This window comes from Sulfitobacter sp. GN1-4 (genome assembly GCF_055693825.1).
Genome location: NZ_JBVFUQ010000003.1, coordinates 1,966,665 through 1,979,750 on the forward strand (window position 1 = coordinate 1,966,665; position 13,086 = coordinate 1,979,750).

The following is a 13,086-nucleotide window of genomic DNA, read 5'->3' on the forward strand; positions in this document are numbered from 1 at the left end:
CGACGCGTTTTTGCATCGACAGCGGGTCTGTCGGTGACTAGACATAGATATGGTGTCTAAGCTGGATAAGCCCCCAAGGTTTGCCGAGTTTTTCTGTGGCGGCGGCATGGTACGTGCCGGGCTGGCGCGCGGCTGGACCTGTGCCTTTGCCAATGACATCGACCCCATGAAATGTGCGGTTTACGCTGAAAACTGGGGCAAGCAGGGTCTGGTAGAGGCGGATGTGGCACTGCTCAGCTCAGACGCGGTTCCGGGTGATCTTGATCTTTATTGGGCCTCCAGCCCGTGCCAGGATTTTTCATTGGCAGGCAAGGGGCAGGGGCTGTCGGGTGCGCGCAGCGGTGTCTTTGTGGAATGGGTGCGTTTGATCCGCGCCGCTGTGGCCCAGGGGACGGCACCGCGCATCATCGCATTTGAGAACGTCGTGGGGCTGCTGACCCGCAATGCGGGGCGTGATTTTGCGGAAGTTCTGCGCACCCTGGCGGACTTAGGGTACCGCGTGGGCGCGATGGAGATTGATGCGGCACGGTTCCTGCCGCAAAGCCGCCCGCGGCTGTTTGTTGTGGGCGTGCAGCAGGGCGTGTCCTTGGACGGGTTGACGACTGCGGGTCCAGATGGGGTTTTCCATACCAGCAAAATCCAAAGCTTTGTACAAAGGTTGCCCGCAGCGCTGCGCCAGCATTGGGTCTGGTGGCACCACAGCCCGCCGCCTGCGCGGCGCAAGGCGTTGCATCACATCGTGGATGAGAGCCCAAACACAGCCTGGCTTGAGGAAGGTGAGGTGACACGGCTGTTATCGCTGATGTCCGCCCCCAGCCAGGCCAGAGTGGCGCAGGCCCGCGAAAGCGGAGCGTCTGAGATTGGCATGCTTTACAAACGTGGGCGACCAGGGGCCGATGGCCAAAACCGGCAGCGCGCAGAGATCCGGTTTGACGGGCTGGCGGGGTGTTTGCGGACCCCGGCGGGCGGCTCATCCCGCCAGACGATCATGTTTGTGAAGGGCAATGAAACCCGCGCGCGGCTTCTCTCCAGCAAAGAGGTGGCCCGTCTGATGGGCCTGCCTGAGCGCTACCAGATGCCTGCGCGGTATAATCAGGCCTATCACGTCGCAGGGGACGGGGTCGCAGTGCCCATTGTGCGGTATTTGGACAAAGAAGTGTTTCAAAAGATCTTGCAGGCGGACCTGCGCCGCGAGGTGGCGTGAGCCGCGCGCAGGAGCATCGATCCCAGTGCGCTGGCGGCGCTGACCAATGAGATCGGCGTCTATGCGCTGTGTGATCTAGACGGACAGCCAATTTATGTGGGCCAGTCCGTGGACGGCATTCGCAACCGGGTGCGGCGGCATCTGACATCGGCCCGTTCTGACGTGATTGCGAACCGGCAGATTGATGTCTGGGAGATCGCTTTTGTCTGGGCCTGGCCGGTGCAGACGGTGGAGGAGGTTCAACCGCTGGAAGAGGCGGTGTTTGCCCATTATGACGCACAGCAGCCGCTGATGAACGGCAAGAGCCTCGCGGCGGGCATGCTGGAGGTGGTCTGGCCCCAACGGCAAGAGATACAGGTGATCGAAGAGGCCGACCGTCAACTGCGTTTGGATCCTGCGCAGCGGTTGCCGCGGCAGATTCAACAGTACAATTTGCTGGTGGATTATATTTTAACGGTCAAGGACGCGGCGCATTTGAAACGCTCGCTGGAGGCGCATTTCCAGCGGTTGGTGAGTTATCACGGGACGTTTTTGTAGTGGGACGTTTCCTTTGAAGGAAACGGGGCGAAGCCTTTGAAGGCTTCGGGTTTGGCGTTTTGTTGGTGGGGTGTGACGTTTCCTTTGAAGGAAACGGGGCGAAGCCTTTGAAGGCTTCGGTTTGCCGTTTGGTTGGTGGGGTGTTTCGTTTCCTTTGAAGGAAACGAAACGAAGCCTTTGAAGGCTTCGAATTCGCGCGGAGCCCGTCTCCTGTCAAAAACGCTCAGACTACCCGCGCTTTTCCGCAATCAGCGCTTTCATCTGATCATAGGGCAAAAAGCCCCGCAGCAGCTCATCCTCCACCACAAAGGTCGGCGTGCCAGAGATCTGCAATTGCTGCGCCAAGGCGCGGGTGGTGGCGATTTCCTGCGTCACGGCATCGCTGTCCATATGCGTGGTGATGGCGTCTGCATCCAGACCGAATGTTGCGGCAAGGCGTTGTAGGGCAGGCAGGCTGACCTGACCGTTGAATTCCATCAACGCATCATGCAGCGCCTTATAGCTGTCATCGCCCGCAATCTGCTTTGTGGCCACCGCAAATCGTGAGGCGAGCACGGATTGCTCTCCTAGAATAGGGAATTCCTTTACGATCAGCCGGATATTTCCGTCTGATGTCAGCAGCTTGCTCACCTCATCATGGGCGCGCTTGCAATAGCCACAGCGGTAATCCAGAAACTCTACCAGTGTGATGTCCCCATCAGGGTTGCCGCCAACCCAGGAATAACCATCGTCGAAAATTGCCGCGGCATTGTCAGAGACCAGCGTCAAATCGGCGCGTGCCTGTTGCTCTGCCTCACGGGTTTGCAACAGCTCCACCGCTTCCATAATCACTTCGGGATTGTCCATCAGATAGGCGCGGACTTCGGCCCGGAACAGGGCGCGTTCTTCGTCTGTCAGGGCCTTGAGGTCCATCGCGGCGGCGGGCAGGGCCAGGGCGGCGGCCAAAAGCGGGGCCATCAAAAGCTTGCGCATGGGAAAATCCTTGTTGGGCTGCACCGGGTTGACGACACCGGCGAAAGACAGTGAAACACGGGCCATTGATAGGAGCAAGCGCATGCGGAATTCAACCCGGTCCCAAGTCGATCCCTTTATTGTGATGGATGTGATGCAAGCGGCCGCCGCCGCTGAGGCAGCGGGGCGCGACATTGTCCATATGGAAGTAGGCCAGCCTGGCACCGGCGCACCGTTGGGGGCGCGGCAATCCTTAAGCCAAGCCATGGACGCAGGTGCACTGGGCTACACGGTGGCGCTGGGGCTGCCCGCGTTGCGGGCGCGGATCGCGCAGATGTATGGGGAATGGTACGGCGTAGATTTAAACCCCGACCGCGTTGTCATCACACCGGGGTCTTCTGGCGGCTTTATTCTGGCCTTCACGGCGCTTTTTGATACCGGCGACCGGGTTGGCATTGGGGCACCGGGCTATCCCAGCTACCGCCAGATCCTTAAGGCGCTGGCGCTCACGCCGGTGGACATCCAAACTGCGGCTGAAAACCGGTTTCAACCGGTGGCGGCAGATCTGGCGGGCCAAAACCTGGCCGGTCTGATGGTAGCCTCACCGGCCAATCCCACTGGCACGATGCTGGGCAAATCCGAACTCGGCGCGCTGGTAGAGGCTTGTGCGGCGGCGGGGACGTCTTTCATCTCAGATGAAATCTATCACGGCATCGAATACGAGAAAAAAGCGGTGACGGCGCTGGAGTTGACGGATGATTGCTATGTGATCAATTCATTTTCCAAGTATTTCTCCATGACGGGTTGGCGTGTGGGCTGGATGGTGGTGCCCCAAGACCATGTGCGCGTGGTGGAGCGGATTGCCCAAAACATGTTCATCTGCGCCCCTCATGCCAGTCAGGTGGCCGCCTTGGCCGCGATGGATTGCGGGGAAGAGTTAGAGGCCAACATGGATGTCTACCGAGCCAATCGGCAGCTGATGCTGGACGGTTTGGCGGATGCAGGCTTTACGAGCTATGCGCCCCCCGATGGTGCGTTTTATGTCTATGCCGATGTCTCAGACCTGACCGATGACAGTCTAAGCTTTGCGTCTGAAATTCTCGAAAAGGCCGGTGTGGCGGTCACACCTGGCCTGGACTTTGACCCTATACGCGGGGGCGAACGCTGCGCTTTTCCTATGCGCGCAGCACCCGCGATATTGAAGAGGGTCTCAAACGGCTCAAAGCGTTCCTGCAGACGCGCTGAACGCTGGATTGCACGGGGTAGAACTGCTAGACTTGCCGCCACGAAAAAACAAAAAAGCGGTACAATGATACGGGCATTTTTGCTGGCAGTGGCGATGCTGTTTTTGGGGTCAGTGCACCTTGCGGCGCAGGAGCTGAGCGCGCTTGCACGTGTGGATCCTGCACGCAGCAGCATAACGGATGGCTGGTTTGGCACCACGAAACTGCAGATCGGGCTTAGTCAGGGGGTGCCGTTCCGGGTGTTTCTGCTGGATGCGCCTGCACGGCTGGTGGTGGATTTCAAAGAGGCGGATTGGGCTGGCGTGACGCCTGAGGCGATATTGCCTGAGGCGGGGCGCGTGGCCGCAGTGCGCTTTGGGGCGTTTCGCCCCGGTTGGTCCCGGCTTGTCGCGGATCTGTCTGAGCCGATGGTGCCAAAAGAGATCGGGTTGCCGATTGATGCCGCCAGCGGCACGGCTGAGCTGCACATCACCCTAACCACAGCGGATGAGGGAACTTTTGCCGCAGCCCTGGGCACCCCGCCTGATCCAGCTTGGGCGGTTGCCTTGACCCAACCTGTCGTGGCGGCCCCTGCGGCGGAGGACCGGTTTGTCGTCACGCTTGATCCGGGGCATGGCGGGATTGATCCGGGGGCCGAGCGGGAGGGCGTGAAAGAAAAAGAGCTGATGCTGAACTATGCGAGGGCCTTGCGAGAGGCGCTTTTGCGCGAAGGGGTCGATGTGGTCATGACACGTTCTGAGGATGTGTTTGTCGCGCTTGAGGCGCGCGTGGCCATTGCCCATCAAGCGCAGGCGGATGTCTTTGTGTCGCTGCATGCGGACAACCTCAGCCAGGGGGGCGCGCGGGGGGCGACGGTCTATACCTTGTCTGAGGAGGCCAGCGATGCCGCAAGCGCGCATCTGGCGGCACGTCACAACAGATCAGACATCATCGCAGGCACTGATTTGACCGGCTCTGACGATGAGGTGGCGGGGGTCTTGCTGGATTTGGCGCGCCAGGAAACAGAGCCACGGTCGCAAGATCTGGCGCAGGTGATGGTGGCAGGCATGGCCGATGCGGGCGGCCCGATGAACCGACGCCCCCTGCGGCAGGCAGGGTTTTCGGTGCTCAAGTCCGCTGACATTCCTTCGATACTGGTTGAAGTTGGCTTTCTAAGTTCCGACAGAGACTTCAAAAACCTGCGCGATCCGATCTGGCGCTCTGTGATGGTTGAGGCCATGGCGAATGCGATTTTGGCCTGGCGCGATCTGGATGCCACGCGGCAACCGTTGGTGCGGCAATAAGGGCCGAAATTTTCCCCGTGATTGGGCGGGGTTTGGCCGATCACAATTGGGTGGATGTTTTGACCATCGCGGCGATTCCGCATATGATTGAATTTAACGAAGCCGACTAAAGGGCAGACACAGGTGTTCAGATTTATCCTTTCTTTTCTGGGCGGTATCTTTACGACCGTAACGATGGGCGTGGCGATGGTCGCGCTGACCATCGGTGCGATTTTTTGGATGTATGGCCGTGACCTGCCAAGCCATGAAAGTCTGGCACAATATACGCCCCCAACCATCAGCCGGATTTATTCCGGCCAGGGGCGTCTGATTGACGAATTTGCCAAGGAACGGCGGCTTTTTGCGCCTGCCGATACGATCCCGCCGCTGGTGAAACAGGCGTTTATTTCCGCCGAGGACAAGAATTTCTATGACCACGACGGCTACGACTTGCGCGGTATCGCAGCGGCGGCGGTGGATGCGGTGCGCTCACGCGGGCGGGACGTGCGCGGGGCCTCGACCATCACGCAGCAGGTGATGAAGAACTTTTTGCTGTCAGGCGACCGCCGGGCAGAGCGTAAGATCAAAGAGATCATTCTGGCCGCCCGGTTGGAAGAGACGTTGGAAAAGGAACAGATCCTTGAGCTGTACCTGAATGAGATCTTCCTGGGCCAGAACTCCTATGGTGTGGCGGCGGCGTCCCAGACCTATTTCAACAAAACCCTGAGCGAACTTGCGCCGCATGAAGCCGCTTTCCTGGCCTCTTTGCCCAAAGCGCCCTCTGACTACCATCCGGTGCGCCGCAAAGACCGGCTGATGTCGCGGCGCAATTTCGTGCTCAAAGAGATGTACGAGAACGGCTATATCAACGCAGACCGGTATGAGGTTGAGCGTGCGCAGCCGTTGCGGTCCGTTCAGAATGGCGATTTTGAAAGCTTTAAGGCGGAACTGCCGCCCCGGGACTACTTTACCGATGAAATCCGCCGCCAGCTGAGCCGTGACTTTGGCGAGGGCGAGTTCTTTACTGGTGGTTTGACAGTCCGCGCCACGATCGACAACGAAATGCAGCCGATTGCGGCAAATGCCTTGCGCCGCCAGTTGGAACAATACGACCGGGGCCGCGGCATTTGGCGCGGTACGGGCCAGAAGATCGCGACAGATCAGTTGGGCAGTGAAGAGGCCTGGCGTGCAGCCTTGGCTGAGCTGACGGTGCCGCGTGACATTGATCTGGAAAACCCTGGTATCCGGCGGTTGTGCTGGAGGTCGGGCAGAACGATGCGCGCATCGGGATTGAGGGGGTCGAAGACGATGCCGATGGGCATTTCATCCCCGCCAAAGACGCCCAATGGGCGCGCAAACTGCGTGAGGATGGCTCACTCGGGCCCAAGGCTCGTGTTGCGGGCGATTTGCTTGAGGTGGGCGACGTGGTGCTGGTGCGCCGGATGACCGCAGATGCGGACGGCAGTTTCATCCGCTGGACGCTGCGGCAGGTGCCGCAGGTGCAGGGCGCTTTTGTAGCGATGGACGCCAACACAGGACGTGTGATCGCCATGCAGGGCGGCTTTTCCTATCAGGCATCGGTCTTTAACCGCGCCACTCAGGCGCAGCGCCAGCCGGGTTCCAGCTTTAAGCCCTTTGTCTATGCCTCGGCCCTGGACAGTGGCTATTCGCCTGCAACCATCGTGGTGGACGCCCCGATTGAGATCAACACGCCTCAAGGCGTTTGGCGGCCCAAGAACGCGTCAAACAAGTTTTACGGCCCCACGCCGCTGCGCACCGGGATCGAACAATCACGTAACTTGATGACCATCCGCCTCGCGCAAGAGGTGGGGATGGAAATTGTGGGCGATTATGCCGAACGCTTTGGCGTCTATAACGCGCTGTCGCCCGTGCTTGCCAATGCGCTGGGGTCGCAGGAAACGACGCTTTATCAAATGGTAAGCGCCTATGCGATGTTCGCAAACGGCGGCGAACGGGTGCAGCCCACCTTGGTGGACCGCGTGCAGGACCGCTATGGGCGCACCGTCTACAAACACGACGACCGGCTGTGCCCTGATTGCCAATTGGCAAGCCTGTCGCCCGGTGTGGCACCCAAGGTGGTGTCCAACCGGGAGCGGGTGATGGACCCGGTCACGGCTTATCAGCTGACGTCGATGATGAAAGGCGTGGTGGATCGCGGGACAGCGGCCAAAGCAATTAACCTGCCGGTGCCCACAGCGGGCAAGACGGGCACAACAAACGATGCCAAAGACGTCTGGTTTGTTGGCTTTACCTCAAACATCGTGGCGGGCTGCTACATCGGGTTTGACCAACCCCGTCCCATGGGTCGGGGCGCGTCGGGCGGCGGCATGTGCGGCCCGGTTTTCCAGCGGTTCATGAGCGAAGCGGTGCAAAAATACGGCGGCGGGGCGTTCAAGGTGCCTGAGGAATGTGAGTTCATCAACATTGACCGTTTCACCGGTGCCCGGCTGAGCGGCGAGGCCTCTGGCAAAAACGTCGTCTCTGAATGCTTCCGCTACGGAGAAGAGCCGATCTTTGGCATCACCTTTGACGGTGGCTTTGCCATGGGGGCGGACCTGCCGCTATTCGAAGAGGCGGACCGCGTGGCCAAGCAAGTCACCACATCCACCGGCAAAAAGGCGGTTGTGGGGCCAAAGGCGTCTTTCGGCTCGCTTTCCTCGGGCGGGCTTTACTAACAATCGGGATCCCAAGGCGCGCGGCCTGAAAGCCGCGCGGACACCTTGCTGATGGGGCGGGGCTGGTCTATGTCCTTGTCGGCAGCAAACAAGGGCAAAGAGATGCGCGCAGAGGCACAAAACACAGCAGACCTGATCACCAAGTCCTTGGAATTGCTCGCGCAGCGTCTGGATGTGGAAACCGCCCCGCACCGGCTGGAAGAATTCAACGCGCGTGTTGAGGACCCCAATCTGTGGGACGACGCGGAGGCCGCCCAGAAGCTGATGCGCGACCGTCAGAACCTGGTCGATGCCATCGACACCTATGAGGGTATCAAGCAAGAGCTGAACGACAACATCGAGTTGATCGAGCTGGGCGAGATGGAAGAAGACCAAGAGGTTGTGGATGAGGCCGAAGCGGCGCTGAAAGCGCTGGCTGAAAAGGCCGCGCAGAAAGAGCTGGAGGCGCTGCTGGACGGCGAAGCCGACAGCAACGACAGCTTTCTTGAGATCAACGCAGGGGCCGGGGGCACAGAAAGCTGTGATTGGGCCAGCATGCTGGCGCGGATGTATGTGCGGTGGGCTGAAAGCAAGGGCTACAAGGTTGAGCTGCAGGCCGAAAGCGCAGGTGATGAGGCGGGGATCAAATCGGCGACCTATAAGATCGCAGGCCACAATGCCTATGGCTGGCTGAAATCGGAAAGCGGCGTGCACCGGTTGGTGCGCATCTCTCCTTTTGATTCTGCGGCCAAGCGGCACACGTCTTTTACCTCTGTGAAGGTCTATCCGGTTGTCGATGACAACATCGAGATTGAGGTCAATCCGGCTGATATTCGCATTGATACCTACCGCTCCTCCGGTGCGGGTGGCCAGCACGTGAACACGACGGATTCGGCGGTGCGGATCACACACCATCCCACAGGCATCGTGGTGACATCCTCAGAGAAATCGCAGCACCAGAACCGCGACATTGCGATGAAGGCGTTGAAATCGCGGCTCTATCAGCTGGAGTTGGACAAACGCTCAGCCCTGGTGAACGAAGCGCATGAAAGCGCAGGCGACGCGGGCTGGGGCAATCAGATCCGGTCTTATGTGTTGCAGCCCTATCAAATGGTCAAAGACCTGCGCACCAATTTTGAGACCTCAGACACCAAAGGTGTGTTGGACGGGGATCTGGACGGGCTGATGGGGGCCACACTGGCCCTGGCGGTCAGCGGCAAAAGCCGGGCCGAAGCCCAAGGCGAATAGGCCGCTTCGCCCTTGATTTTTGCGCGTTAACTTGTTCCGGTCTGGGCATGGATATTCTGGAACACTCCGCGCTGGCCTTATCTGAGGCACTTGAGCGTAAAGAGCTGTCAGCGGTGGAGCTGATGCAGGCCACATTGGCACGGATTGACGCCGTCAACGGTGCGGTGAACGCCGTGGTGTCCCTGCGCGCGGCGGACGCACTTCTTGCTGACGCGCGGCGTGCGGATGAGGCACCCCGCACCGGCTGGCTGCACGGCATTCCGATTGCGATCAAGGATTTGGCCAATGCAGAGGGGATACTGAACACCCTCGGCTCGCCGATTTTTGCCCAGCAAGTCTCGGCCAAGGATGACGCCTTTGTGGCGCGGCTGCGCGCGGCGGGAGCCATCATCATCGGCAAAACCAATACGCCAGAGTTTGGTCTGGGCAGTCACACGTTCAACCCGGTGCATGGGGTGACGCGCAACCCCTATGACACGTCCCGGTCCGCAGGCGGATCTTCAGGCGGGGCGGCAGCGGCCCTGGCGGCGCGGATGCTGAGCGTGGCTGATGGCTCTGACATGATGGGATCGCTGCGCAATCCGGCGGGATGGAACAATGTCTACGGGCTGCGGCCCACCTGGGGGCGTATCCGGGGCGAGGCAAGCGGGGATGATTTCCAGCAGCATTTGGCGACATCAGGGCCGATGGCGCGCACGCCCGGTGATCTTGCTGCGATGCTGCGCACCATGGCCGGAGAGGCGGCGGGCCCAGCCCCCGCGCCGCCACTGGCCTGCGCGTGGGCTGGTTGGGTGATTGGGGCGGGGCTTTGCCCATGGAACCCGGGATCATGGAGGCTTCTGAGGCCGCACTGGATCAGATGGCGGGTCTTGGGCATGACATCGAACCCGTACAGGCCCCGTTTGATGCCGAGGCAATCTGGGAGAGTTGGATTACCCTACGGTCGTTCTCCATCGCCTCTGGCAGTGCCGCGCTCTACCACGATCCAGGGATGCGCGCGCAATTGAAGGACACGGCGGTTTGGGAGATTGCGCGGGGATTGGCGATGAGCTTGGCGGAGGTCTATGCCGCAAGTGCAACGCGGACGGCCTGGGCGCAAACCGCAGAGCAGCTTTTTGCGCAGTATGACGTCTTGGTCCTGCCGTCAGCGCAATGTTGGCCGTTTGAGGCTGCGTTGGATTTTGCCAAAGAGATCAATGGCGTGGCCATGGACACCTATCACCGCTGGATGCAAGTTGTTGTTCCTGCCAGCCTGTTGGGCCTGCCTGCGGTCAACATCCCCATCGGTTTTGATGCGCAGGGCCTGCCCGCAGGGCTGCAGGTGATCGGACCCTGGCAGCGCGATGAGATGCTGTTGGATTTCGCCCAAGGTTGGCACGAGGCCACCAACTGGCCTGGTGCCCGGCCGCCGGAGGTGTGAGGGCTTCCAGCTCTCCTATCCAGAAAGGACCAAAGCCGCCCTCACTTGATCCCGGCATGCCGCCCGCGCGGTCTGTGGGCAAGTAAAATGGCCGTCTCCCCCAAGGGGGGCCCTCGGCAATTTTTCTGGCCCAAAGCCCGCCCGGTCGACCTGTCAGGCTCAAGCGACGGCGGCTCCGGTCCAGAAGGGATCGGGGGAAGGAGACTGAGGCGGTGTTTCGGTGGATACGTTAGCGTTTGGGGGGCAGGGGCGGCGGCAGGGGCGCGTCGCGGCCTGCTGCGATCAGGTCTTGGTGCAAGATTTCGGCGCGGGGGTCTGCGGCCTCAAGCGCGAAGACATAGGCGTGGGTAAGGTAGAAGGCGGCCTGTTCAGACGCCTCTGCCGCGGTTGCCGCCTGGTGATAGAGGTCGATCAGCGCCGCCCTGTCGCCTGCCGCATGGGCGGCCAGCAGTGCGGCGTCAAGATCGCTCATTCTGCGGCTTGGGGCGTGGCGCGGTGGCGTTCCATTTGCGCGGCGACCCAATCGTGAAAGAGATGTGTGGGGCCGTCCATTGCGGGGGAAAAGCGCCCGCCGTCAAACTGCGGCCCGTGACGGCCCTTTTGCATGCCTTCCACGACAAAGACGTCTTCGGCGAAGACCTCTTTCCACAGGGTGGTGTTCTTGCGGCGCATTTGCGGCGTTGTGGTATCGGTGGCGTAGTAAAGGTGGATGTTTTCCACCGTATGTTCGGGGCCTTGGGGCACCAGCACGATGGCGAAGGTGTGATCGCGGTGCACGCCCAACAGCACGTTGGGAAAGACGGTGATGTATTCTGCGGCGGTGTCCCATTTGTCTGAAAGGTTGGGGAAATCGGCAAAGACGCTGCCGTCATCGCCTTGAAGTTGGCGGTAGACCAGGGTGCCTTGGCCCGCGTATTTTTCTTTTAGTTCAATGTGGTAATGATCTTCCAGCCGGGAGTAGCTGTTGAGACCCGGGTGCACCCAGGGCAAATGATAGCTTTCGCAGTAATTCTCAACCGCCAGTTTCCAGTTGCAGGCGACCTCTAGCGTGAAGCGGCTGTCATCGCCGCCGTGATAGAGGGGGGCGTCAAATTCAGCCCAGCGGGCGATGAGATCTGCGTTCGCCTCTTCAAAGGCGGGGGCCTGCCCGGAGATATTGATAAAGACCACATCCATCCAGATATGGCTGCGGATCTCAATGAGGCCCAAGAGCGCGCGGTCAATGCCTGCGTGGGTGTTTTGACCAGGGCCGCCCACATGCGGGGTGCTTACCAGGCGGCCATCGGTAGAATAGCACCAACTGTGATAGGGACAGCGGATCGCGCCTTCGATTTTGCGCGGCTCTGAGACCAGGATCATGCCGCGGTGGCGGCAGGTGTTTTGGAAGACGCGGACCTCACCGGTTTTGTCGCGCACCATCAAGAGGGGCATGCCCAGAAACGTCAGCGGCACCGCATCGCCAATCTCTGGCACATCGGCAGTGACACCAAGGCCCGCCCATTGATCAAAGAGAACGGCCTGGCGTTCTTCCTCAAAGATGGCTGCATCAATGTAATGGGCATTGGGCAGCCCGTGGGCGTGTTCAATGCTGCGGCGGACCTGGCTGAGATCGGTTGGGTTCTGTGTCATCGCATCCTCCATCAGATGCGCTGAGTATAGGGGCAGGGGGCGCGCGCTCATCTCTGCCAGCGACTGGTGTTTGTCACGGGCGACACTTTTGCCGCGCGGCAAAGGTCAGGAAAAAGGCGTGTCGGGCATCAAGAGACGGCGGTGGAAGGGGGGCAGCGCGTCTGCGGTGTAGAACCCGGTGGCGCGTGCGGTGGGCAGGGCATCGGCAGGCTTTTTGCCCAGATGTTCGAACACCATGCGGGTCACACGATGGCCATCCACCGCCTCTGGCACAGTGCGGGTGATGTAGCCGACCCAGTAGTTGTTTTCAAAAGACGCCACCCGGCTGAGGTAGTTGAAAGACGAGGTCATGGCGTTGCGCCGGGAGGCGATAATCACCAGCCCGTCTTCTTGCTGCATGACGATGCCGCGGAATTCGCGCGCGGCGGCGTCTGCTGGCAGGCCCTGCACCTGCATGGCGTTTCTGCTTTCAAAGCCGCGGATGAAGGTATTTTTGCCGCGCCGGTGGATGTGGATTACGCCCAAGACAAAGCTGTCCTGGCGCATGAAGCTGCGGCGAGAAAAGCGGTAAAAGCCACTGGGGAAATAGGTCTCTGGCACGTCGGAGGCGCCGGAGGCCACAAACTCGCGCAGATAGTCGTTGTTGATGGGATCGTCGGAACTTTTGAGGTTGTGGACCGGTTCGAGCAGGATTCGGGCGTCAACCTCGAAGAAACTGCAAATTTGCGCTAACACATCTGGCCGTGGAAAGCTGTCACCGGACAGGTACCGGTTAAGTTGTGTTCGATTGATGCCCAATTTTCGCGAAAGATCAGTGATAGACGAATATTCATTCGCTAACTTCTTGAGGTTGTCCCCAAAAACCGAACGCAATTCGGCTGGCGTGAATGGAAGTCTACTCATCTTTATCGGGTAA

8 protein-coding genes and 3 pseudogenes are annotated in these 13,086 nt (G+C 60.1%); 7 read left to right on the top strand and 4 right to left on the bottom strand.

From position 1 onward, the window contains the following. Positions 1-49 precede the first annotated feature (49 nt). Both ACZ1HM_RS10250 and ACZ1HM_RS10255 read left to right on the top strand, forming a co-directional pair. Positions 50-1,204 carry a DNA cytosine methyltransferase gene (locus tag ACZ1HM_RS10250; RefSeq protein WP_472742687.1) on the top strand — a complete coding sequence of 385 codons (1,155 nt, stop codon included), beginning with the start codon at positions 50-52 and terminating at the stop codon, positions 1,202-1,204. A gap of 96 nt (positions 1,205-1,300) precedes the next feature. After that, positions 1,301-1,741 (top strand): GIY-YIG nuclease family protein, encoded by a 441-nt coding sequence (locus tag ACZ1HM_RS10255; RefSeq protein WP_472742688.1) that lies wholly within the window; start codon positions 1,301-1,303, stop codon positions 1,739-1,741. A gap of 228 nt (positions 1,742-1,969) precedes the next feature. On the opposite strand, the gene ACZ1HM_RS10260 is transcribed toward ACZ1HM_RS10255, so the two are convergent. Then, a complete protein-coding gene (locus ACZ1HM_RS10260; protein WP_472742689.1) occupies positions 1,970-2,713 on the bottom strand; it encodes a DsbA family protein in 744 nt (247 codons plus the stop codon). 82 nt (positions 2,714-2,795) lie between these two features. Between ACZ1HM_RS10260 and ACZ1HM_RS10265 the strand changes: the two are divergent. The 5 genes and pseudogenes from ACZ1HM_RS10265 to ACZ1HM_RS10285 all read left to right on the top strand — a co-directional run bounded on the left by ACZ1HM_RS10265 (position 2,796) and on the right by ACZ1HM_RS10285 (position 10,541). After that, positions 2,796-3,937 (top strand): annotated as a pseudogene (locus ACZ1HM_RS10265) (pyridoxal phosphate-dependent aminotransferase). A 94-nt stretch (positions 3,938-4,031) separates the two neighbouring features. Further along, positions 4,032-5,219: an N-acetylmuramoyl-L-alanine amidase gene (locus ACZ1HM_RS10270; RefSeq protein WP_472744595.1), complete on the top strand. Its 1,188-nt coding sequence runs from the start codon at positions 4,032-4,034 to the stop codon at positions 5,217-5,219. Between the two features lie 123 nt (positions 5,220-5,342). Continuing rightward, positions 5,343-7,894, top strand: a pseudogene (locus ACZ1HM_RS10275) (penicillin-binding protein 1A). Between the two features lie 102 nt (positions 7,895-7,996). Beyond that, the gene (prfB, locus tag ACZ1HM_RS10280; protein WP_472744596.1) at positions 7,997-9,121 is read left to right on the top strand and encodes a peptide chain release factor 2; all 1,125 of its coding nucleotides are present in this window, start codon (positions 7,997-7,999) and stop codon (positions 9,119-9,121) included. A 47-nt stretch (positions 9,122-9,168) separates the two neighbouring features. Further along, positions 9,169-10,541, top strand: a pseudogene (locus tag ACZ1HM_RS10285) (amidase). Between the two features lie 229 nt (positions 10,542-10,770). On the opposite strand, the gene ACZ1HM_RS10290 reads toward ACZ1HM_RS10285, so the two are convergent. The 3 genes from ACZ1HM_RS10290 to ACZ1HM_RS10300 form a co-directional block, all read right to left on the bottom strand. Beyond that, positions 10,771-11,013, bottom strand: a complete 243-nt coding sequence (locus ACZ1HM_RS10290; protein WP_472742690.1) for a hypothetical protein — start codon at positions 11,011-11,013, stop codon at positions 10,771-10,773. Further along, entirely contained in the window at positions 11,010-12,170 is a 1,161-nt protein-coding gene (locus tag ACZ1HM_RS10295) for an aromatic ring-hydroxylating oxygenase subunit alpha (RefSeq protein WP_472742691.1), read from the bottom strand. Before ACZ1HM_RS10295 ends, ACZ1HM_RS10290 begins: the two co-directional genes overlap by 4 nt. A 105-nt stretch (positions 12,171-12,275) precedes the next feature. Beyond that, positions 12,276-13,073 (bottom strand): helix-turn-helix domain-containing protein, encoded by a 798-nt coding sequence (locus tag ACZ1HM_RS10300; protein WP_472742692.1) that lies wholly within the window; start codon positions 13,071-13,073, stop codon positions 12,276-12,278. Positions 13,074-13,086 lie beyond the last annotated feature (13 nt).

Bases quoted from the DNA above. Each gene is read 5' to 3' on its own strand.
- ACZ1HM_RS10250 (WP_472742687.1), top strand. From the start codon at position 50: ATGGTGTCTAAGCTGGATAAGCCCCCAAGGTTTGCCGAGTTTTTCTGT.
- ACZ1HM_RS10260 (WP_472742689.1), bottom strand. From the start codon at position 2,713: ATGCGCAAGCTTTTGATGGCCCCGCTTTTGGCCGCCGCCCTGGCCCTG.
- ACZ1HM_RS10270 (WP_472744595.1), top strand. From the start codon at position 4,032: ATGCTGTTTTTGGGGTCAGTGCACCTTGCGGCGCAGGAGCTGAGCGCG.
- prfB (WP_472744596.1), top strand. From the start codon at position 7,997: ATGCGCGCAGAGGCACAAAACACAGCAGACCTGATCACCAAGTCCTTG.
- ACZ1HM_RS10290 (WP_472742690.1), bottom strand. From the start codon at position 11,013: ATGAGCGATCTTGACGCCGCACTGCTGGCCGCCCATGCGGCAGGCGAC.
- ACZ1HM_RS10295 (WP_472742691.1), bottom strand. From the start codon at position 12,170: ATGACACAGAACCCAACCGATCTCAGCCAGGTCCGCCGCAGCATTGAA.
- ACZ1HM_RS10300 (WP_472742692.1), bottom strand. From the start codon at position 13,073: ATGAGTAGACTTCCATTCACGCCAGCCGAATTGCGTTCGGTTTTTGGG.